Below are 20,002 nucleotides of genomic sequence, written 5' to 3'. Positions count from 1 at the left end.
ACCACCGAGTCCACCCCGGAACCGGCGGAGACCAAGCCGCGCCGCGCGCGCAAGACGGCTGCTAAGGCCGAGGCGAGCGTCGACGCCGCCGAGGGGACCACCGAGTCCACCCCGGAACCGGCGGAGACCAAGCCGCGCCGCGCGCGCAAGACGGCTGCTAAGGCCGAGGCGAGCGTCGACGCCGCCGAGGGGGCCGAGGCGAAGCCGCGTCGTACCCGCAAGACGGCCGCAGCGGCGCCGGGCGCGGAGGACGCCGTCGAGGCGACCGAGGCCAGGCCAAGGCGTACGCGCAAGGCGACGACTGCGGCCGAGGCCGCCGTCGACACGGCGGAGGCCGCCGAGGCCAAGCCGCGCCGCCGCACCCGCAAGACCGCAGAGACCGCGGCCGAGGCAACGGCAACGGCCCCGGCTTCCGAGGTCGCGGAGACCAAGCCGCGTCGCACGCGCAAGGCCGCTGCTCCGGCGGAGGAAGCAGTCGACACGGCCGAGGGTACGGAAGCCAAGCCGCGCCGCCGCACCCGCAAGGCCGCCGAGCCGACCCCGGCCGCCGCCGAGATCCCGGCCCAGACGGCCCAGGAGCCGGAGGCGGCCGAGGCCAAGCCGCGCCGCACGCGCAAGACGGCTGCCGTGGCCCCGGACGCGGAGGCCGTCGAGGCCAAACCGCGCCGGACCCGGAAGACGGCCGCAGCGGCCGAGGTCGCGGTCGACACGGCCGAGGGTACGGAGGCCAAGCCGCGCCGCCGCACCCGCAAGGCCGCCGAGCCGACCCAGATCCCCGCGCAGGCGGATCAGGAGCCGGAGGCCGCCCAGGCCAAGCCGCGCCGCACGCGCAAGACGGCAGCGGCCGCCACGGCTGCCCCTGTCGAGGACGCGACGGAGCCGAAGCCCAGGGCGCGCCGCACCCGCAAGGCCACGGCCGCCGCGGAGCCCACGGAGGGCTGAGACGCTCCTCCACGACGGCCCGGTCCCCTCACGGGGGCCGGGCCGTCGGCGTTCACCCGAACGGCGGGCCCCCACGACCACGCACCCCACAAGGCCCTGACCACCCACCAGGGCAGCCCGGCCCCCTGCACAGGAAGCCGGGCCGTCCGGCTCTCGCCCGGGGCGTGTGGTCGGCCGCACCCGCTACCCTCGGCCCGTGAGCAGCCACTCCGCCTTCTCCCCGCCCCCGGGCGCCCGTGCCTACTCCCTGCGCACCTCACGCGGCGAGTTCGCCGTCGTCGACTCGTCGCCGGAGCCGGGTGCGCAGGTCAGGGGGGTCGTCCTGATGCTGCCCGGGTTCACCGGGAGCAAGGAGGACTTCAGGCTGCTCCACGAGCCGCTCGCGGAGCGCGGGTACCGGGTCGTCGCCGTGGACGGGCGGGGGCAGCACGAGTCGGACGGACCCCTGGACGACGAGTCGGCCTACGCCCAGCGCGAACTGGCACGGGACGTGCTCGCGCAGGCCGAGGCGCTGGGCGAACCCGTGCACCTCGTGGGGCACTCGCTCGGCGGACAGATCGCCCGTGCGGCCGTGCTGCTCGACCACTCCCCCTTCGTCTCGTTCACCCTGGTCTCGTCCGGCCCCGCGGAGATCTCCGTCTCCCAGCAACAGCGCGTGAAGCTGCTGCGGGACGCACTCGCCGTGCTGTCGATGGCGCAGGTGTGGGAGGCCATCCAGGCCATGGGACCGCCGGAGGAGGTCGGCGGGCCTGCTCGCGGCCTCGGTGACCAGGACCAGCTGCGCCGCCGCTGGCTGGGCCACAGCCCTGCCCAACTGCTGGCGACGGGGCGTCAGTTGTGCACCGAGCCGGACCGCGTGGCCGAACTCGCCGCGGTTCCGCTGCCGTTCCACGTACTGTCGGGCGCGCACGACGACACCTGGCCGGTGGCGACCCTCGACGACATGGCCCTGCGGCTGGACGCGCACCGCACGGTCATCACGGGAGCCGAGCACTCCCCCAACGCCGACCGGCCCCTGCCGACGGCCCACGCCCTGGCGGACTTCTGGGACGACCTCGAAGAGGGCCGGTTCCCCGCGACGCCCGGGACTGCCTAGTACTGCGTCCGCAGGTGCTCCCAGAAGCCGTCCCGCAGCGCCCGCCGCAGGTCCGCCTGGCCGCGCAGCGAGTACTGCAGGAGGCCCTCCGCCTCCACGAGCAGGTCCTGGTCGACCGAGCCCGGCAGGTACGGGTGCCCGGGCAGCAGCTCGACCAGGGTGTCCCGGCCGCGTGCCGCCAGCCATTTCGCCGCGATCTGCGCACCCACGAACCGCACGCCCTCGCGGGTGGGCCGTTCCGCCGCCGTCTCGTGGGCGGGCGTCGTGCGGCGGGAGACGTACGGTTTGAAGAAGTCGAGGTCGAGGGTGCGCTGGCTGTCGACCTCCCACAGCAGGGGCTCCGCCTGGTTGCGCCCCTCGGGCGCCTCGATGCCCCAGAGGTGGACCCGGGCGCCGTACCCCTGGGCCGCCTCCACCGCCGAGACGAGGTCCTCGTCGCCGCCGAGCAGGGCCGCGTCGCTGATGGCCCGGTGCCGGGCGAGGGACTCCAGGTCGGACCGGATGAGTGAGTCGACACCCTTCTGCTGGTTGTTGGCGTTGAGGTTGCCGAGCCGCACCTTGACGTCCGGCAGTTCCGCGATGGTCTGCTGTTCGGCCGTGTGGATGCGGCGCCGGGCGCCGTCGTACCAGTAGACCCGCAGCAGGCGGCTGTCCGCGAAGATCGTGCGGGCCTTGTCGATGAGCGCGTCGATCAGGCCCTCGGCGTCCACGTCGAAGGCGCGGCGGTCCTCCGTGCCGGCGACGAGACGGCCGGCGGCGGCGTACAGATACCCGGCATCGACGAAGATCGCGTGGGTCGAGGGTGTCTTCGCCACCTCGGCGAGCATGCGCTGAAGCAGCTCGTTGGTGCGGTCGATGCGGGCACTGAGGGCCGCGAGGTCGTCGTTCATCGTCTCCATTGTCCCGGCGGTCACGCAGCGAACACAACCGGTCCCGGTCGGTCCCGTAACGACACTCTTACGACTCAGTAATTAGCCGTTCGAAAAATTTCCTTAGCGTAGGGAATGTTTGAAGCATGCACCCCTGTTGACCCATATGGAACACCGAGCGCCGCAGCCTGGTGGGCCACTCACTCAAGTAGTTCTCCTCAGGAGGATGACCAGACGAAGGGAGAAGCCCTTGCGCTTCGAAATCATGCGACTCGACGACGTCGACGGCACGCCCGTGGACTCGACCGTTGTGGACGCCGCCTCCGTCAACCGCATCGTCCAGCAGGCCGCCGCCATCGGGCAGCGCCTCTGGATCCGCCCGGCCCAGACCACGGCCTCATAACGCGCGCACATCTCCCACGCTTCACAGCCCCCGCCCGGCATCGGCCGTGCGGGGGCTGTGCTGTTGCGGACCCCCCTGGTCGGAGGCGTACTGGCTGAGGGGGACGGCGCGAACCAGAACGGGACGGTGGGACATGTCGACGACGGGCCGGTCGCACAGGGAACTGCACCAGCAGGCCGCCGCCGAGGCCGCGCGGCGCTACGAGGACTCCACCGCGGAGCGCGAGCGGGTCGAGGGCCGGCTGGCGGCCGGGGTTCGTTTCCCGGACTCCCCCGACGCGCTGGCCGTCCGCGCCGACCGGATCCTCGACCGGGGCGGCCTGTCACCCTCGGCGGTGGTGGCCGACATCCACCGCGAGGCCATGGACCTGCCCGACGCCAACGAGCGGATCATCGACCTGTCCAACGAGCTCCAGGCCTGGAGCTTCCTGCCGCGCGGGGTCAGGGCCGGGGCCACGGTCGCCCGGATCACCCTGCGGCGCGACGGCCGCGAGCTGCCGCACGGCACCGGCTTCCTGGTCTCGCCGCGGCTGCTGATGACCAACCACCACGTCCTTCCCGACGAGAGCTTCGCCCGGACCTGCTTCGCGGAGTTCAACGCCCAGGTCACGGCGGACAACCTGCCCGACACCGTCGTCCGGATGGAACTCGCCCCGCAGACCTTCTTCGCCGCGGACCGGCGGCTCGACTTCGCCCTCGTGGCGCTGGCGCCCGCCGGGGACGGCCCCGCGCCGGGCGAGATCTTCGGCTGGAACCGGCTGAGCGTGCAGACCGGCAAGCTGGTGCTCGGCGAGAAGGTGAACATCATCGGCCATCCCTCGGGGCGGCTGAAGGAGATCGCGTTGCGCGACAACGCGGTGCTGGTCCGCCTCGACGACTTCGTGCACTACACGACCGACACCGAACCGGGGAACTCCGGCTCCCCCGTCTTCAACGACCAGTGGGAGGTCGTGGCGCTGCACCACAGCGGCGTGCCGAAGAAGGACGACCAGGGCCGGGTCCTGCGCAAGGACGGCCGGCCCTGGGAGCAGGGCGACGGCGACGACGCCATCGAGTGGGTCGCCAACGAGGGCGTCCGGATCAGCTCGATCCTCAAGCACCTCGCCGGGCTGGACCTCGGCCCGGCTCGCCGTGCCCTGCTGGCCGAGATGGGCCCGGACGCCGGCCTCGACCAGGCCATGACCTCGGCGCCGTCCCCCCTCGCAACGGCCCCCGGGGCAGCACCCGAGAGGACGAACGCGGTGCCGGGCGTCACGACCCCGCCGGTGCCCGGGGTTCCGGTGACGGTCCCCATGGCCGAGAGCGAGACCCGGACCCAGCGGCCCAAGGTCGGGCTCCGGGCCCGCGGTACCGCCTTCGGCGGCCACCGGCACCTGGTCTTCCTGCACGGCCGGGACCAGCAGGAGAAGTGCCCCGACGAACTCCGCCTGTCCTGGACGGCCGGCCTGAACCGCGGGCTCACCCTCGCGTCCATGCCCACGCTCGACCCGCAGGACGTGTGGTTCCCGTTCTACGGCACCAGGCTGTACGACCTCGTGAGCGGTAAGGAGAGCACGGCGGAGCCCATCGGTCTCGACCGGGTGAGCGCCGCCGCTGCCGCCGAGGTGTTCGCCGCGGAGTCCCCCACGGGCTCCTACGAGCGACTGCTCTACGAGGCGGCCGCCCGGGCAGGCATGCCCCAGAACGGTCCGGCGGCCACGGAGGGCTTCGGTGCGGGCCTGGTCGGGACGCTGCACCGGCCGCTGAGCTGGCTGGCCGCCCGGTCGGACCTGGACGAGTGGACCATCGCCACGTTCCTGCGGGACGTCGACCTGTACCTCGGCGACAGCGCCGTGCGGCAGGCGGTGCTGGACACCGTCATGGAGACGATGCCGACCAGCGGCGAGCTGGTGCTGGTCACGCACAGCCTGGGCACGGTCGTGGGCATGGACCTCCTGACCCGCATCCCCGACGGCCTCGACCCCGTCCTGCTGGTCACCGCGGGCAGCCCGCTCGGCCTGGACGGCGTCAACGAACGGCTGCTGACGCGCGGCCCCCACCAGCCGCCCCGGGTGCGGGACTGGGTGAACGTCTGGTGCCCCACCGACGCGGTGGCCATCGGCTGCCCCCTGGAGGACGAACGGTGGGGAAAGCTCAGCCAGCCGCCCGTCTCCAACGGCCGCGACCGCGCGCACAAGATCGAGGAGTACCTCGGCCACCCCGAGGCGGCCCAGGAGATCGGCGGCCTCCTGAGGCCCTGACCGGGATCCTCAGCTCTGCTGGATCACCTGCGTGACGCCGTTGATGATCTGCTGCACGGCGATCGCGGAGAGCATCATGCCGGCCAGGCGGGTCACCAGGACCACACCGCCGTCCTTGATGATCCGGATGATCACCAGCGAGTAGCGCATCACCAGCCACAGCACGACGTGGATGGCGAGGATGGCCGTCCACACGGACACCTGCGTCGCGACGCTGTGGGCCTTCTGTACGGCGAGGATGACCGACACGATCGCCCCCGGTCCGGCCAGCAGCGGCATGCCCAGGGGCACCAGGGCGACGTTCACGTCCTTGGTCTGCTTCGGCTCGTCGGTCTTGCCGGTGAGCAGGTCCAGCGCGATCAGGAGAAGCAGCAGGCCGCCCGCGATCATCAGCGCGGGCACGGACACGTGCAGATAGTTCAGGATCTGGTGCCCGAGGAGCCCGAACACGGTGATCACACCGCCGGCGACGCAGACGGCCTGGAAGGCCATCCGCTTCTGCACCTTGCCGGGCCGGCCCGCGGTGAGGGCGAGGAAGATCGGTGTGATCCCCGGGGGATCCATGATGACGAAGAGGGTCAGGAACAGGGAGCCGAAGACGGCGAGGTCGAACATGAGTGAGCCTTGCGCAGGGGGCTGCGGCCGGGCGGGCGTCACGCAGGGCGGGACGCGGGGCTCAGCGGGCAGCGCCGGGTGAGAAAAAGGAACGAACGGACCCGCACGAGAAGCGGGAATGCAGAACCGGCCTGTGGAACGGGCCTGCAGAACCGGCCTGGAGCACCGGCCTGGAGCAGAGACCCTCAGACGGTCCCGCCGGCCCCCGGCACGGGAAACGCCCCGAAGGCCCGCCGCGTGATCTCCCCGTACACCTCGGGATCCGTCGTGTACTCCCCGAGCACGCAGGTCTTACGGCTGCCGTGGTAGTCCGAGGAGCCGGTCACGAGCAGCCCGAGCTCCTTGGCCAGACCCCGCAGCCGCGCCCGGGTGTCCGCGTCGTGATCCATGTGGTCGACCTCGAGGCCGTCCAGCCCGGCCGCGGCCATCTCGGCGATGGCGGCCTCCGGCACCGTGAGCCCCCGCTTGCTCGCCCCGGGGTGCGCGAACACCGCGACCCCGCCGGCGCCCTTGATCAGCCGGATCGCCTCGAAGGGGTCGGTCTCGTGCTTCTCCACGTAGACCCGGCCGCCGTCGGCCAGCCAGTCCGGCGTGAAGGCGTCGTTCACGGTCGGCACGACACCCAGCTCGACGAGCGCGCTCGCCACGTGCGGGCGCCCCACGGACCCGTCGCCGGCGATCCGTGCCACCTGTTCCCAGGTCACCGGCACGCCGAGCTCCTGGAGCTTGGCGATCATGCCCTGGGCGCGCGGTACCCGGTCGTCCCGGACGAGCTCCCGCTCGGCGAACAGCGCCGGCTCCTCGGCGTCGAAGAGGTAGGCCAGCATGTGCATGCTGATGCCGTCGATACGGCAGGAGAGCTCGGCCCCGGTCACCAGCGTGACGCCCTCGGGCAGCGCGGCGATCGCCTCGGCATGCCCGCGGGTGGTGTCGTGATCGGTGAGCGCGACGACGTCGAGCCCGGTCGCAGCGGCTTTGCGCACGAGCTCGGCGGGCGAGTCCGTGCCGTCGGAAGCGGTGGAGTGGGTGTGCAGATCGATGCGCACGACACGAACTCCAGACACAGGCGACACGAACAGGGCTGCTCAAGGATAACCGCATTTTCAACGCCCGATGTCACACCTGAACCTGCCAAGCGCCCCCTACATCACCCCGGAGCGGCGCGTGGAACCGTGCGGCCCGAAGGGGCGCGGGACGGTGTCAAGATGCGGCTCCGCCGCGCGGGCGCGACCAGCCACAACGAGCCCGACAACCGCCGACGCACCCGGACCGGCACCTGGGCGCTACGGCTGAAGCAGACGCGGCGACAACGCCCCACACGGCACCAGCTCCACCTCGGCCCCCGCCTCCCGGAGATCCGCCAGCACCAGTTCGTCGTACATCAGCAGCCCCGACTGCTCGGGCCACACCACGGCCCACAGCCACATCCCGAGCGCCTCCCCCGCGAACACCGCCCGGTCGCCCGGTGCCCCGGCCACGTGCCACAGCGGTGTCGGGCGGCCGGCGGCCAGCACCTTGGCCTGCGGCGGCTTCTCGACGTTCATGTGCGGCCCCGGGTCGGGACCGTCCAGGCCCGCGTAGCGCGCCCCGAGCCCGACCCCGAGTTCCTCGGCCACCAGGATCAGCTCGCCCATCCCGCCGAGCGGCCCGGGCCCCGTGCAGGCCACGGCGGTCGCGCGACCGCCGGTGCGGTCGTCCCCCGCACAGGCCACTCCCGTGAACAGCCACCCCACCGGCAGCGGCCAGGGCATCCACAGCGGCACCCGGGTGCGGTGCACCACGACGTTGAGGGCGTCGACGCTCGGCGGTATCACGGGCTGCACCGGATGGACGGTGCCGTGCACATCGCACTGCCACGAGTCGGAGAAGAGGCCGGGAGCCCTGACCCGGCCACCACACTTCGGGCAACTGGGTTCGCCCCTCATAGGGCCCCACGGTCCTACCCCCGCCCCGCCGCGTCAAGGACGATCACCCATCCGGAGGGAACCCTTCACCGGCGAGATTAGATGCAGCTTGCATTAATTAGCATGGCTAACTTAGTATGTGCATATACCAACTATCTCGTCTCGGGAAAGGGAGCAAGCAATGGACCCCTTCGACGCTGGAGCGGGCGGCCTCCTGAAGCAGCCCAAGTCCGTGTGGGCGACCGCCGGTGCCTCGGTCGTCGCCTTCATGGGCATCGGGCTCGTCGACCCGATCCTGCCGTCCATCGCCCAGGGCCTCGACGCCACGGCCAGCCAGGTCTCCCTGCTCTTCACCTCGTACTTCCTCATCACCGCCGTAGCGATGCTGGTGACCGGATTCGTCTCCAGCCGGATCGGCGGGAAGAAGACGCTCCTGCTCGGTCTCGCGTTCGTCGTGGTGTTCGCCGGACTCGCGGGCACCTCCGGGTCCGTCGACGAACTGGTGGGCTTCCGGGCCGGATGGGGCCTCGGCAACGCACTGTTCGTCTCGACGGCCCTCGCGGTCATCGTCGGCGCGGCAGCCGGCGGCAGCGCGGCGGCGATCCTGCTCTACGAATCGGCCCTCGGCCTCGGCATGGCCTGCGGTCCGCTGCTGGGCGCCCTGCTCGGCGACGCCAGCTGGCGCTACCCCTTCTTCGGCACCGCGTTCCTGATGGCCGTCGGCTTCCTGTGCATCACGGTGTTCCTGAAGGAGCAGCCGAAGCCCGCCCGCAAGACCTCGCTGCTGGACCCGCTCAAGGCCCTCGGCCACGGCGGCCTCGCCTCGGCGGCCGTCTCGGCGTTCTTCTACAACTACACGTTCTTCACCGTGCTGGCCTTCACGCCGTTCGTGCTGAACATGAGCCCGTACCGGTCGGGTGCGGTGTTCTTCGCCTGGGGTGTGCTGCTCGCCGTCTTCTCGGTGATCGTCGCCCCGCGGCTCCAGAAGCGGTTCGGTTCGCTGAAGGTGCTCGGCGGTTCGCTGGTACTGCTCGCGGCCGACGTGCTGGTGCTCGGCTACGGCTCGCACACGGCCGCCGTCGTCTGCACGATCCTTTCCGGTGCCTTCATCGGCGTGAACAACACCGTCTACACCGAACTGGCCCTCGGCGTCTCGGACGCGCCCCGGCCGGTGGCGAGCGCGGGCTACAACTTCGTGCGCTGGTTCGCGGCGGCGGCAGCCCCCTACTTCGCGCCGAAGATCGAGGAGTGGACCGACATCCACATCCCGTTCGTGGTCGCGGCGGTCACCGCGATCGTGGGCGCGGCCGTGGTCGTCGTACGGCGCAGGGCCCTCACGCACGAGGCAGAAGAGCTGGAGCCGAAGCACGCGACCGAGGACGGCGTCGCCGTCTTCGCCAACTGAGGACGCGCAGCCGGAGTTTGGTGAGCTTCCTCACTCCAGCGGGACGGACTTCCGGGACGGATCCCGGAGGTCCGTCCCCTGGTTCAGCCACCGCTCCTGAAGCGCCTGCGCGCCGTGCACGCGTTTCCAGGCGGCCTCGTTCGGGGTCATCGGCAGCAGCGGCAGGAACCGCACGGGGTCGAGGGGCTCGTCGAGCTCCAGGTCCTCGACCAGACCGCCCGGTTCGGCTACCAGGACCGAGGTGAACGGGGCGCCGGGCCACAGCGGCTCACCGACGTCGAGGGAGGCGCCGGGGGCCACGACCAGTCCCTCCACCTGCGGGGACGCGGCGAGCACGGCGAGCGGCCGGAGCACCTTGCCGGTGTCGGCGAGGCCGGAGCGGACCGAGAGGACCAGCTCGGCGCGCGGGCCCTTGACCGGGTCGGCGACCACCGTCGTGGGGTCCGTCATGGGGTGCGCGGACATGCCGAGCGAGGCGTAGCGGACGATGCCGCCCTCCTGGAAGCGGAGCACCTCGATGCGGTCCGTACCGAGGAAGGTGACCGCCGCGCGCGCGTCCGGTTCGCCCAGCGCGCTGCGCAACCGGGCTTCGACCAGAGGGAGAACATCTGCCATGCGGCGAGCATAGAACTCGCCAGTAGCGGGCAAAGCAGCACCTTGACAGTTGTGTCGGCTGCTACTCTTGCCCGGTGGTTCGGGGCAGCACGCAGAAGCGTCGCGATCAAGCCCCGACGCCGAAGGAACTCCCTTACGAGGGACCGGCCGGAGGAGGTGGGGCTGCAATGGATCGAAGTCGACCGTGCAGTAGCACCACGCTCTCCCGCCGCTGATGTAGCTGCTCCGTCTCTGGCTGCCACCTCTCGCACTCGCTTCACCGCGGAAGAGCGCTTCGTTTCGTTTTTCCTGATCTGCCTCAGTAGCTGAATCAGTAACGAAGCTCGCCACCGCGACGGTGCGGTGCTCCCCGCTTTGTGGACGTGCCAAACCTCCGCAGTCACAACGTCCTCATTCCGGGTAGTTCCACCCGTCGTCGCCGGCGCCTTTCGTTGCCCGCCTGCGAAGGAGCCCGCCATGTCGATGATCCGCGACCTGCGCGCCGTGGTCCGCCCGTCCCGTGTCTCGCTGCGCAAGGACAGCGGCACCTACGACGCCACCCGCAGCCCGGCGACGGCCACCGCCGTCGTGGACTGCGCCGTCTACCGGGACGGCCGCCGCGTCGAGACCGACACCGCCCTGACCCCGCACGAGGCGGTGCGCCTGGCGCGCCGCGACGGGGGCTTCGTGTGGATCGGCCTGCATGAGCCGACCGAGGCCGAATTCTCCGGCATCGCCAGTGAGTTCGGGCTGCACCCGCTGGCCGTGGAGGACGCCGTCCAGGCCCACCAGCGGCCCAAGCTGGAGCGCTACGACGACTCCCTCTTCACGGTGTTCAAGACCATCCACTACGTCGAGCACGACCAGCTCGACGCCAACAGCGAGGTCGTCGAGTCCGGCGAGGTCATGTGCTTCACCGGACGGGACTTCTTCATCACCGTCCGGCACGGCGGACAGGGCTCCCTGCGCGCCCTCAGGCACCGCCTCCAGGACGACCCCGAGCTACTCGCCAAGGGCCCCTCGGCCGTGCTGCACGCCATCGCGGACCACGTCGTCGACGGGTACATCGCCGTGGCCGACGCGGTGCAGGACGACATCGACGAGGTGGAGACCGAGGTGTTCTCCCCGGGGCGCAAGGGTTCACCGCGCGGTTCGGACGCCGGCCGCATCTACCAACTCAAGCGCGAGGTACTGGAGTTCAAGCGGGCCGTGTCGCCGCTGCTGCGGCCCATGCAGCTGCTGAGCGAGCGGCCGATGCGGCTGGTCGACCCCGACATCCAGAAGTACTTCCGGGACGTGGCCGACCACCTGGCCCGCGTCCAGGAGCAGGTCCTCGGCTTCGACGAGCTGCTCAACTCCATCCTCCAGGCCAACCTGGCGCAGGCGTCCGTCGCGCAGAACGAGGACATGCGGAAGATCACCTCGTGGGCGGCGATCATCGCCGTGCCGACCATGGTGTGCGGCGTGTACGGCATGAACTTCGACCACATGCCGGAGCTGCACTGGCGCTACGGCTACCCGGTGATCCTCGGTTTCACGGTGGTCGTCTGCCTCGGCATCCACCGCACGCTGAAGCGGAACGGCTGGCTGTGAGCAGCCTGGTTAGGCTGGGCCCATGACAAGCGAGCTGCTCGACCAGGCCCTCGTCGAGGAGGCCACGAAGAAGTCCGGCCTCGTCTGGGTCCAGGGCCCCGACGGCCCGGCGCGTGCGCTGTGGCACGTGTGGCACGAGGGTGCCGCGTGCCTGGTGGGCGATGGGCCGGGCGAGCAGCCGCTGCCGGGTCTCGCCGACGGCGCCGAGGCGACGGTGACGGTCCGCAGCAAGGACAAGGGCGGCCGGCTGGTCACCTGGACGGCGCGGGTCGGCGAGCTCGCGCCGGGCTCCGAGGCGTGGGACGCGGCGGTCGCCGAGCTCAAGGGCAAACGGCTGAACGCGCCCGACGGCGAGGCCATGACCGACCGGTGGGCCCGCGAGTGCCGCGTGCTGCGCCTGGAACCGACGGGGGCGACGGCGCCGCTGCCCGACGGCTCGCTGTCCGAGCCTCCCCTGCCGTCCCCGGTGATCACCCGCCGGCCGGTCCCGGCGGGTCTGCACCGCCTGCTGCTGAAGAAGCGCAAACGGACCTGACGGCTCAGGACGAGGGCAGCTGCTTGCCGTAGTCCACCGTCTCGTTCCGCTCCGGCTTCCTGAGCGAGAAGTCCTCGCCCCAGCCGGAGAACGTGAGGGTGCCCGCCCCGCCGGCCCGCTCCAGGCGCAGCGGGTACGGCTTGCCCTCGAGGGAGACCTCCAGGGTGCCGCCGGAGCCCTTGTCACCGGTGACGCGGATGGTGCGGACGCCCGCCTCCTCGTCGTGGCCGTCCGTCGCGAGCGTCCCGTGCAGCGTCAGCAGACTGTCGAGGAGGAGACCCTTGTCCGTGAAACCGCTGAACTTCTTGTACGAGGGGTCGCCCTGCGGCACCTTCACGTACTTGCCGCCGAGCTTGGAGGCCGCCGCAGCGTCCCCCTCGCCGCTGTCGCCCTTGCCGTCGCCGTGAGTCCAGAACGCGGCGTCCGCCTTGACGTAGAGCTGCTCGCCGATGCGCAGCAGCTTGAAGGTCGCGCCCTCGGAGGTGACCGAACCGTCGCCGCCGTCGTCCTTCAGCCGCACGTCGAGCGCGTAGGTCCGCCCGCCGCTGACGACGTTGCCGTGCATCCGGACCGCGTCGGCGGATTCGGCGGCCGCCCGGGTCTTGCCCTGGATCTTGGCGGCGGGGAGCCTGCCGACCCCGTTGGTCCCCTCGTTCGGATCCTCCGCGCAGCCGGTGAGCACCGTTCCCGTCACGAGCAGGGCGCATGTCGCGCTCGCGAGTGCGGCACGGCGGCCGCGGCTCTGGCGAATCGGAGTCACGGGTGGGGCTGCCTCTCTGACGGGAGACCTGAACGGCGTACCGCAGGGTACCGGGGTCGTGCGGGCGGATCGGAGCCAGTCCGTCCGGACCGGCCGCCGACGCGTCACCGATCAGGACGGGCTAGCCTGAAGCCCACCCGAGCGGGCAATTCGGAAGACGCAGGCACAAAGACAGCCACACGGACAGCCACCACGAACCACCCCGCACGCAAAGGAGCCGCCGCCATGGCAGCGGGCGCCCCCCGGATCTTCGTATCGCACCTCCAAGGTGTCGCCGTCTTCGACCCAGCCGGCGACCAGGTGGGGCGAGTGCGTGACCTCGTCGTCATGCTGCGGGTGGGACAGCGACCGCCGAGGCTGCTCGGCCTCGTCGTGGAACTCGCCACCCGCCGCCGTATCTTCCTGCCGATGACCCGGGTCACCGCCATCCAGTCCGGCCAGATCATCACCACCGGCGTGCTCAACGTCCGGCGTTTCGAGCAGCGGCCCACCGAGCGGCTGGTCTTCGGGGAGCTGCTGGACCGGCGCGTGACGCTCACCGAGACCGGCGAGGAGGTCACCGTCCTGGACCTGTCGGTGCATCAGCTGCCGGCCCGCCGGGAGTGGGAGATCGACCGGGTCTTCGTCCGCAAGGGCAGGAAGGGCAGCGCCTTCCGGCGCGCCAAGGGCGAGGCGCTGACCGTCGAGTGGACCGCCGTCACCGGCTTCTCCCTGGAGGAGCAGGGGCAGGGCGCCGAGAGCCTGCTCGCCACCTTCGAGCAGCTGCGCCCGGCCGACCTGGCGAACGTCCTGCACCACCTCTCCGCCAAGCGCCGGGCCGAGGTCGCCGCCGCGCTCGACGACGACCGGCTCGCCGACGTGCTGGAGGAGCTGCCGGAGGACGACCAGATCGAGATCCTCGGCAAGCTGAAGCAGGAGCGCGCCGCCGACGTCCTGGAGGCCATGGACCCGGACGACGCGGCCGACCTGCTGGGCGAGCTGCCGACGGACGAGCAGGAGCGGCTGCTGAGCCTGATGCAGCCCGGCGACGCGGCCGACATGCGGCGCCTGATGTCGTACGAGGACCGCACGGCGGGCGGTCTGATGACCACCGAGCCGATCGTGCTGCGTCCGGACGCCACCGTCGCCGACGCCCTCGCCCGCGTCCGCAACGCCGATCTCTCCCCCGCCCTGGCCGCCCAGGTCTACGTCTGCCGACCTCCCGACGAGACGCCGACCGGCAAGTACCTGGGCACCGTGCACTTCCAGCGCCTGTTGCGGGAGCCGCCACCGTCCCTGGTCAGCTCGATCCTGGACAGCGACCTGCAGCCGCTCGACCCGGAGGCGGAGCTGCCCGCCATCGCGGGCTTCTTCGCCACGTACGACATGGTCGCGGCGCCCGTCGTCGACGAGGCCGGTTCGCTGCTGGGCGCGGTGACGGTGGACGACGTGCTCGACCACATGCTCCCGGAGGACTGGCGTGAGCAGGAGTTCCACCTGGACGAGGAGGTGGCGACCGATGGTTCCTGAGCGCGAGAGCCCCCGCGAACGCACGCCGGCGGGCGCCACGGCCGCGTCCCGGCCCCGCACCACCCGCCTCGACCAGCCGCTGCCGCCCCGGCGCCGGTTCCTGCCCGAGTACGACCCGGAGGCCTTCGGACGGCTGTCGGAGCGCATCGCGCGTTTCCTGGGCACCGGGCGGTTCATCGTCTGGATGACGGTCGTCATCATCCTGTGGGTGGTCTGGAACAGCCTCGCCCCCGGCCACCTGCGGTTCGACGAGTACCCGTTCATCTTCCTGACCCTGATGCTGTCCCTCCAGGCCTCCTACGCCGCCCCGCTGATCCTGCTCGCGCAGAACCGGCAGGACGACCGGGACCGGGTCAACCTGGAGCAGGACCGCAAGCAGAACGAGCGGTCGATCGCCGACACCGAGTACCTGACGCGCGAGATCGCCGCCCTGCGCATCGGCCTGGGCGAGGTCGCCACCCGCGACTGGATCCGCTCGGAGCTGCAGGACATGGTCAAGGAGATGGAGGAGCGGCAGAACGGCCACCGTCACGACCCCGTCGTATTCCCGGCGGAACGGTCACCCGGACGTGACGCAGACGACCGCTGAGACGCTTTCCTACGCACCGGTACGGCGCCGTACCATCGTCCTATGGCTACGGAAGACGCGGTGCGCGAGGCACTGGCGACGGTGAACGACCCCGAGATCCACAAGCCCATCACCGAACTCGGGATGGTCAAGTCGGTGGAGATCGGCGCGGACGGGGCGGTCGCGGTCACCGTGTACCTCACGGTCTCGGGCTGCCCGATGCGGGAGACGATCACGCAGCGCGTGACCGACGCGGTCTCCGCGGTCGAGGGCGTCACCCGCGTCGACGTCACGCTCGACGTGATGAGCGACGAGCAGCGCAAGGAGCTGGCCTCCGCCCTGCGCGGCGGCCAGACCGAGCGCGAGGTCCCCTTCGCCAAGCCGGGCAGCCTCACCCGCGTCTACGCGGTCGCCTCCGGCAAGGGCGGCGTCGGCAAGTCCTCGGTGACGGTCAACCTGGCCGCGGCGATGGCGGCCGACGGCCTCAAGGTCGGTGTCGTCGACGCCGACATCTACGGCCACTCCGTGCCGCGCATGCTGGGCGCCGACGGCCGTCCCACCCAGGTCGAGAACATGATCATGCCGCCGTCGGCGAACGGCGTGAAGGTCATCTCCATCGGCATGTTCACCCCGGGCAACGCCCCGGTCGTCTGGCGCGGCCCGATGCTCCACCGCGCCCTGCAGCAGTTCCTGGCGGACGTGTACTGGGGCGACCTGGACGTCCTGCTGCTGGACCTGCCGCCCGGCACCGGCGACATCGCGATCTCCGTGGCCCAGCTGGTCCCGAACGCCGAGATCCTGGTCGTGACGACCCCGCAGCAGGCGGCGGCCGAGGTCGCCGAGCGGGCGGGCTCCATCGCCGTGCAGACCCACCAGAAGATCGTCGGAGTGGTCGAGAACATGTCGGGCCTGCCCTGCCCGCACTGCGACGAGATGGTCGACGTCTTCGGCACGGGCGGCGGTCAGATGGTCGCCGACGGCCTGACCCGCACGACCGGCGCGAACGTCCCGGTCCTCGGCAGCATCCCGATCGACGTCCGCCTGCGCGAGGGCGGCGACGACGGCAAGCCGGTCGTCCTGACCGACCCGGACTCCCCTGCGGGCTCGGCCCTGCGCGCGATCGCGGGCAAGCTGGGAGGACGGCAGCGCGGCCTGTCGGGGCTGTCGCTCGGTATCACTCCGAGGAACAAGTTCTGAACTGACCTCAGGGGCGCGGGGAACTGCGCGAGCAACCACGCGCGACCCGCGGCCGCCCGCACACCAGAACCCCCGGCGACGGGGCGCCGGAACTCACGGCGCCCCGGGGACCTCACGCGTACGCGGCGATGTCCTTCACCACGGCGAACCCGAGCCCATACGCGCTCATACCCCGCCCGTACGCCCCGACGTGAACCCCCGCCGAGGTGGATCCGGCGAGCACCCACCCGAACTCGGACTCCCGGTAGTGGAACGCCGTCGGCACCCCGTCCACCGGCAGCGACAGCGTCGACCAGTCGGCCCCGTCCAGATCGTCCGCCAGCACCCACGCCGTCTCGGTCTGCTGTTCCAGCCAGTCGTCCCGCAGCGCGTGGTCCATCTGCCCGGGCCAGGTGAAGGACAGCAGTCCGACGCCCGCGAGCCACGCTGCGGAGGACACCGAGGTGGCCTCCAGGAGCCCCGTCCCGTCCGCCGTGCGCCGTGAGGGATTCGCCGCCACGGTCACGACGACCGCGAACTTCTCCTTGGCGTCCTGCTCACCCCCGGCCGCATGCTCGTTGCGGATGGTGGGTTCGTCCCCGTGCCCGATCGACCCGTGTTCCACGGCCCCGTCGGCCGTCGTACCCACCTGCATCAGCCGGCGCGGTCCCGTGAAGGCCTCGTCGAGGCCGTACCAGGGGAAGGGCGCACGCAGGTAGTCGTCGACCGTACGCCGGGCGAAGGGGGCCTGTGGTCCGCCCTCCGCGGCCGGCGTCTGCGCGACAGCCCGACTCGTCGTCTCCATGTGCCCGGACGCCTCCTCGCTCTAGTCGGACCGGTACGGCCCGCCCCCCTTCGGGCGTACTCGTACGGTCCGCACAACAACTCGGCAGCATAGCCACACCGCTGCGAGCAGCAGCGAAACCGCCCGGCGCATGGGCCGCACGGGCGCCCCGTTCAGGCCGTACACAGCCCGACCGGAGTATGAAACGCGTCACGCAGCCGGGGCGCACGCCCCTGGGCGTGTCCCTCAGGTGGCGTCCGCGTCGAAGGGCGGCCGGTCGTCCGGGCCGGGCGTCTCGGGCTTCTTCGTCATGTCGATGCGGCCACCGGACGAACCGGCGGAGCCGGCGGACGAGGTGTCGGTGTCACGGCTGTGGACGGCGTCGGTGACCTCGGCCATCTCCTTCTTCAGGTCGAAGCCGTTGCGGATCTCCTTGAGCCCCAGGTCCTCGTTGTCCAGCTGCTTGCGGATGAACGTCTTGGGGTTGAGGTCCTCGAACTCGAAGTCCTTGAACTCCGGGCCGAGTTCCTCCCGGATGTCGTTCTTGGCGCTCTCCGAGAACTCACGGATCTTCCGGATCGTGCGCGTCACGTCCTGGATGACCTTGGGGAGCTTGTCCGGACCGAAGACGAGCACGGCAAGGACGATGAGCGTCACCAGCTCGAGTGGTCCTATGTCATTGAACACCTGAAGCTCCTAGCGATGTCCTCGGTCCTCGGCCCTCGTGGTCGGTGCGGGTCTTGCCGTGGTCCGGGCCGGATCCACGGTACCCGGCGATCCTGTCCGACCGGTACCGTCCCGGGACCTCCGAGTGCGGGAGGTGTGAGCGCTTTCCCGATTGTTTGCCATGCCGGTCCGTCGTGAGGACGGATGAGACCCCCTCCCGGGGCCCGGACCTCATGTCTCAGCCATCCGACGACCCGAGGACGAGCGAGACCTCGCGCTCCTTGCCGCCGCGCTCGACGGTCAGCTCCAGCCGGTCGCCGGGGCGGTGCGCCCGGGTCTTGACGATCAGTTCCTCGCCGGAGTGCACCCGCGCGCCGTCGACCTCGGTGATGACGTCGCCCGACTTGATCCCCGCCTTGGCTCCCGGGCCGCCCGCGGTGACGGGCGATCCGCCCTCGCTGCCCTCGACGGCGACGCGGGCGCCGTCACCCGCGTAGTCCATGTCCAGGGTGATGCCGATGACCGGGTGGGTGGCCTTCCCCGTGTTGATCAGCTCTTCGGCGACACGTTTGCCCTGGTTGATGGGTATGGCGAAGCCGAGGCCTATCGAACCCGACCGGGCGCTGTCCTGCGTGGAGCCGCTGTCCGCCGAGCGGATGGCCGAGTTGATGCCGATGACCCGGGCCCGGGCGTCGAGCAGGGGCCCGCCGGAGTTGCCGGGGTTGATGGGCGCGTCGGTCTGGAGCGCGTCGACGTAGGACACGTCGCTGCCGTCGCCCTTCTCGCCACCGGCCGTGATGGGTCGCTGCGTGGCGCTGATGATGCCGGAGGTGACCGTGCCGGCCAGGTCGAAGGGGGCGCCGATGGCCACGACCGGGTCCCCGACCTGCACGTTGTCCGAGTTGCCCAGCGGCAGGGGGGTGAGTCCGCTGATGCCCTTCACCTTCACGACCGCGAGGTCGTAGCCGCTGTCCCGGCCGACGACCTCGGCCTTCGCGGTCTGCCCTCCGTTGAACGTCACGGTGATCTCGCCGCCGGATCCGGCGGGCTGCACGACGTGGTTGTTGGTGAGGATGTGCCCGCGGGTGTCGAGCACGAAGCCGGTGCCCGTGCCCTGCTCGCCGGCGCCGCTGACATGCAGGGTGACCACGCTGGGCAGGGCCCGTCCGGCGATCCCGGCCACACTGTCCGCGTCCCGCGCGGAGGTCTCCTTCCCGGCCTGCGGCAACTCGACGGTCCCGACGCCCCCGTTGCGCTCCAGATACGTCCCTACGACGCCTCCGATGCCCCCCGACACGAGCGCGAGCAGTACGGCACCGAGCACGAGGGACTTCCGGCCCCGCCTGCGCCGCTGCTCGGTACTGAGCACGGCGGCGCCGTTCTGCTGGAGGGGCCCCTGTCCCCCGGCGGCACCGGGGGCCGCCCAGGGGTCGTAACGCTGCCAGGGGTCGGGGGTGGGTGCGGGGGCCGGAGCACCGGCGTGAACGGGCGCGGCCGGCACATTCGCGGGGTCGCCCGGGTGCGGCGTCACGGCCGACGGGTGAGCGGAGGGCACGGAATCGCCGGGGGCGGGGGGTGTGCCGTGCGGGTCGGCCGGCGGCACGGCCGCGGTGCCCGGCACGGTCGGCTGCCCCGGTACCGCCACGCCCTGCGCGGGGATCGTCGCCGGGTGCTGGACGGGCGGCGCGGGCGCCCAGGGGCCGGGTTCGCCGTAGGGCGGGGTGCTGTACGGGTCGGGGTCGTGCAACGGCCGGGGAGCATCCTGCACCGGCCCGGCGGGTGACACCGGGGCGGCCGGGGGAACGTCCTGTTCGCCGGGTGCGGATGCGACAGCACCGTCACCGGTGTCCGCTGTCCTCAATGCCCATCCGTCACCGCCCTCACCGGCCTCCGCCGCTCCGGATTCCGGCCCGGCAACGCCAACGGCCGCCTCTCCGGGCACCGACGCCGTCGGCTGTCCGGCGCTCGCGGTCGCAATCGCCTCCGGGCGCCTCAGCTCGTAGTCGCCGTCCGTGTCGTGCCGGGGCGCGGGACGGGGCAGCTCGAAGTCACCGTCGGGGCCGGTCGACGCCGACGCCGACGCCGTCTCCGGCCCGTGCACACCGCTCCCGCCCTGGTCCTCAGCAGCGACCTGGTCGGTACCGTCCGGCTCCCCCGCAGGGTCCTGCGGCCGTGGACGGCTCCACCACTTCGCTTTCGTGGGCTTCCCCTCGTTCATGCTCTCCCCACAGCCGCGGCACGGCTCGTCGCGATGGCCGCAGTTCCTACTCGAACCGGCGCCCGGCCACACTCGGCCGCGGGCGACAACCCCCGGATTCAATCAGGTTCGCAGGCCGGTGCGCAG

Annotated in this window: 18 protein-coding genes and 1 pseudogene; 10 read left to right on the top strand and 9 right to left on the bottom strand. The window is 71.6% G+C overall.

Annotation, left to right across the window (positions count from 1 at the left end):
- Together AB0B29_RS08220 and AB0B29_RS08215 are read left to right on the top strand one after the other, a co-directional pair.
- A pseudogene (locus AB0B29_RS08220) lies at window positions 1-942 on the top strand (DEAD/DEAH box helicase); the annotation flags it as partial.
- A gap of 196 nt (window positions 943-1,138) precedes the next feature.
- The gene (locus AB0B29_RS08215; RefSeq protein ID WP_362235508.1) at window positions 1,139-2,038 is read left to right on the top strand and encodes an alpha/beta fold hydrolase; all 900 of its coding nucleotides are present in this window, start codon (window positions 1,139-1,141) and stop codon (window positions 2,036-2,038) included.
- Here the strand turns inward: AB0B29_RS08215 and AB0B29_RS08210 are convergent.
- Complete coding sequence (locus AB0B29_RS08210) at window positions 2,035-2,928, bottom strand: NYN domain-containing protein (RefSeq protein ID WP_362235505.1); 894 nt, start codon at window positions 2,926-2,928, stop codon at window positions 2,035-2,037. The genes AB0B29_RS08215 and AB0B29_RS08210 overlap by 4 nt on opposite strands.
- 205 nt (window positions 2,929-3,133) lie before the next feature.
- On the opposite strand from AB0B29_RS08210, the gene AB0B29_RS08205 reads away from it, so the two are divergent.
- Complete coding sequence (locus AB0B29_RS08205) at window positions 3,134-3,310, top strand: hypothetical protein (protein WP_362235708.1); 177 nt, start codon at window positions 3,134-3,136, stop codon at window positions 3,308-3,310.
- Window positions 3,311-3,443: 133 nt separating this feature from the next.
- On the top strand, window positions 3,444-5,549 hold the full coding sequence (locus AB0B29_RS08200) for a trypsin-like serine peptidase (protein WP_362235502.1): 2,106 nt from the start codon (window positions 3,444-3,446) through the stop codon (window positions 5,547-5,549).
- A gap of 9 nt (window positions 5,550-5,558) precedes the next feature.
- On the opposite strand, the gene AB0B29_RS08195 is transcribed toward AB0B29_RS08200, so the two are convergent.
- The 3 genes from AB0B29_RS08195 to AB0B29_RS08185 form a co-directional block, all read right to left on the bottom strand.
- Entirely contained in the window at window positions 5,559-6,164 is a 606-nt protein-coding gene (locus tag AB0B29_RS08195; RefSeq protein WP_362235499.1) for a MarC family protein, read from the bottom strand.
- Between the two features lie 185 nt (window positions 6,165-6,349).
- Complete coding sequence (locus AB0B29_RS08190; protein ID WP_362235497.1) at window positions 6,350-7,210, bottom strand: PHP domain-containing protein; 861 nt, start codon at window positions 7,208-7,210, stop codon at window positions 6,350-6,352.
- A 237-nt stretch (window positions 7,211-7,447) separates the two neighbouring features.
- Window positions 7,448-8,089, bottom strand: coding sequence for a DUF6758 family protein (locus tag AB0B29_RS08185; RefSeq protein WP_362235494.1), 642 nt, complete (start codon window positions 8,087-8,089; stop codon window positions 7,448-7,450).
- Window positions 8,090-8,249: 160 nt separating this feature from the next.
- Here AB0B29_RS08185 and AB0B29_RS08180 point away from each other — a divergent pair, with 160 nt between their 5' ends.
- The gene (locus AB0B29_RS08180; RefSeq protein ID WP_362235492.1) at window positions 8,250-9,473 is read left to right on the top strand and encodes an MFS transporter; all 1,224 of its coding nucleotides are present in this window, start codon (window positions 8,250-8,252) and stop codon (window positions 9,471-9,473) included.
- A gap of 30 nt (window positions 9,474-9,503) precedes the next feature.
- Here the strand turns inward: AB0B29_RS08180 and AB0B29_RS08175 are convergent, their stop codons facing one another.
- Entirely contained in the window at window positions 9,504-10,088 is a 585-nt protein-coding gene (locus AB0B29_RS08175; RefSeq protein WP_362235489.1) for a suppressor of fused domain protein, read from the bottom strand.
- Between the two features lie 456 nt (window positions 10,089-10,544).
- Between AB0B29_RS08175 and AB0B29_RS08170 the strand changes: the two genes are divergently transcribed.
- A complete protein-coding gene (locus AB0B29_RS08170) occupies window positions 10,545-11,660 on the top strand; it encodes a magnesium and cobalt transport protein CorA (protein WP_362235486.1) in 1,116 nt (371 codons plus the stop codon).
- 22 nt (window positions 11,661-11,682) lie between these two features.
- Window positions 11,683-12,195, top strand: a complete 513-nt coding sequence (locus AB0B29_RS08165; RefSeq protein ID WP_362235484.1) for a hypothetical protein — start codon at window positions 11,683-11,685, stop codon at window positions 12,193-12,195.
- Between the two features lie 4 nt (window positions 12,196-12,199).
- On the opposite strand, the gene AB0B29_RS08160 is transcribed toward AB0B29_RS08165, so the two are convergent.
- Window positions 12,200-12,955, bottom strand: coding sequence for a hypothetical protein (locus AB0B29_RS08160; protein WP_362235481.1), 756 nt, complete (start codon window positions 12,953-12,955; stop codon window positions 12,200-12,202).
- Window positions 12,956-13,180: 225 nt separating this feature from the next.
- Between AB0B29_RS08160 and AB0B29_RS08155 the strand changes: the two genes are divergently transcribed.
- From AB0B29_RS08155 to AB0B29_RS08145, 3 genes are read left to right on the top strand one after another with little or no spacing between them, the layout of a single operon-like run.
- A complete protein-coding gene (locus AB0B29_RS08155; RefSeq protein ID WP_362235478.1) occupies window positions 13,181-14,464 on the top strand; it encodes a magnesium transporter MgtE N-terminal domain-containing protein in 1,284 nt (427 codons plus the stop codon).
- Window positions 14,454-15,053, top strand: a complete 600-nt coding sequence (locus AB0B29_RS08150) for a DUF1003 domain-containing protein (RefSeq protein WP_362235475.1) — start codon at window positions 14,454-14,456, stop codon at window positions 15,051-15,053. The genes AB0B29_RS08155 and AB0B29_RS08150 overlap by 11 nt, the downstream gene beginning before the upstream one ends.
- A gap of 42 nt (window positions 15,054-15,095) precedes the next feature.
- The gene (locus AB0B29_RS08145) at window positions 15,096-16,229 is read left to right on the top strand and encodes an Mrp/NBP35 family ATP-binding protein (RefSeq protein WP_362235472.1); all 1,134 of its coding nucleotides are present in this window, start codon (window positions 15,096-15,098) and stop codon (window positions 16,227-16,229) included.
- Window positions 16,230-16,341: 112 nt separating this feature from the next.
- Here AB0B29_RS08145 and AB0B29_RS08140 read toward each other — a convergent pair whose 3' ends face one another.
- The 3 genes from AB0B29_RS08140 to AB0B29_RS08130 form a co-directional block, all read right to left on the bottom strand.
- The gene (locus AB0B29_RS08140; RefSeq protein ID WP_362235471.1) at window positions 16,342-17,013 is read right to left on the bottom strand and encodes a hypothetical protein; all 672 of its coding nucleotides are present in this window, start codon (window positions 17,011-17,013) and stop codon (window positions 16,342-16,344) included.
- 225 nt (window positions 17,014-17,238) lie between these two features.
- Window positions 17,239-17,679 carry a sec-independent translocase gene (locus AB0B29_RS08135; RefSeq protein WP_362235468.1) on the bottom strand — a complete coding sequence of 147 codons (441 nt, stop codon included), beginning with the start codon at window positions 17,677-17,679 and terminating at the stop codon, window positions 17,239-17,241.
- 217 nt (window positions 17,680-17,896) lie between these two features.
- Window positions 17,897-19,876: a trypsin-like peptidase domain-containing protein gene (locus AB0B29_RS08130; protein WP_362235465.1), complete on the bottom strand. Its 1,980-nt coding sequence runs from the start codon at window positions 19,874-19,876 to the stop codon at window positions 17,897-17,899.
- Window positions 19,877-20,002: the final 126 nt, after the last annotated feature.

Origin of the sequence: Streptomyces tibetensis, from assembly GCF_040647715.1 — a bacterium.
In the GTDB taxonomy this organism is placed as follows: Bacteria; Actinomycetota; Actinomycetes; order Streptomycetales; family Streptomycetaceae; genus Streptomyces; species Streptomyces tibetensis_A.
Note: the sequence above shows the minus strand (reverse complement) of the source record. Positions and strands in the feature narration are given on the sequence as shown.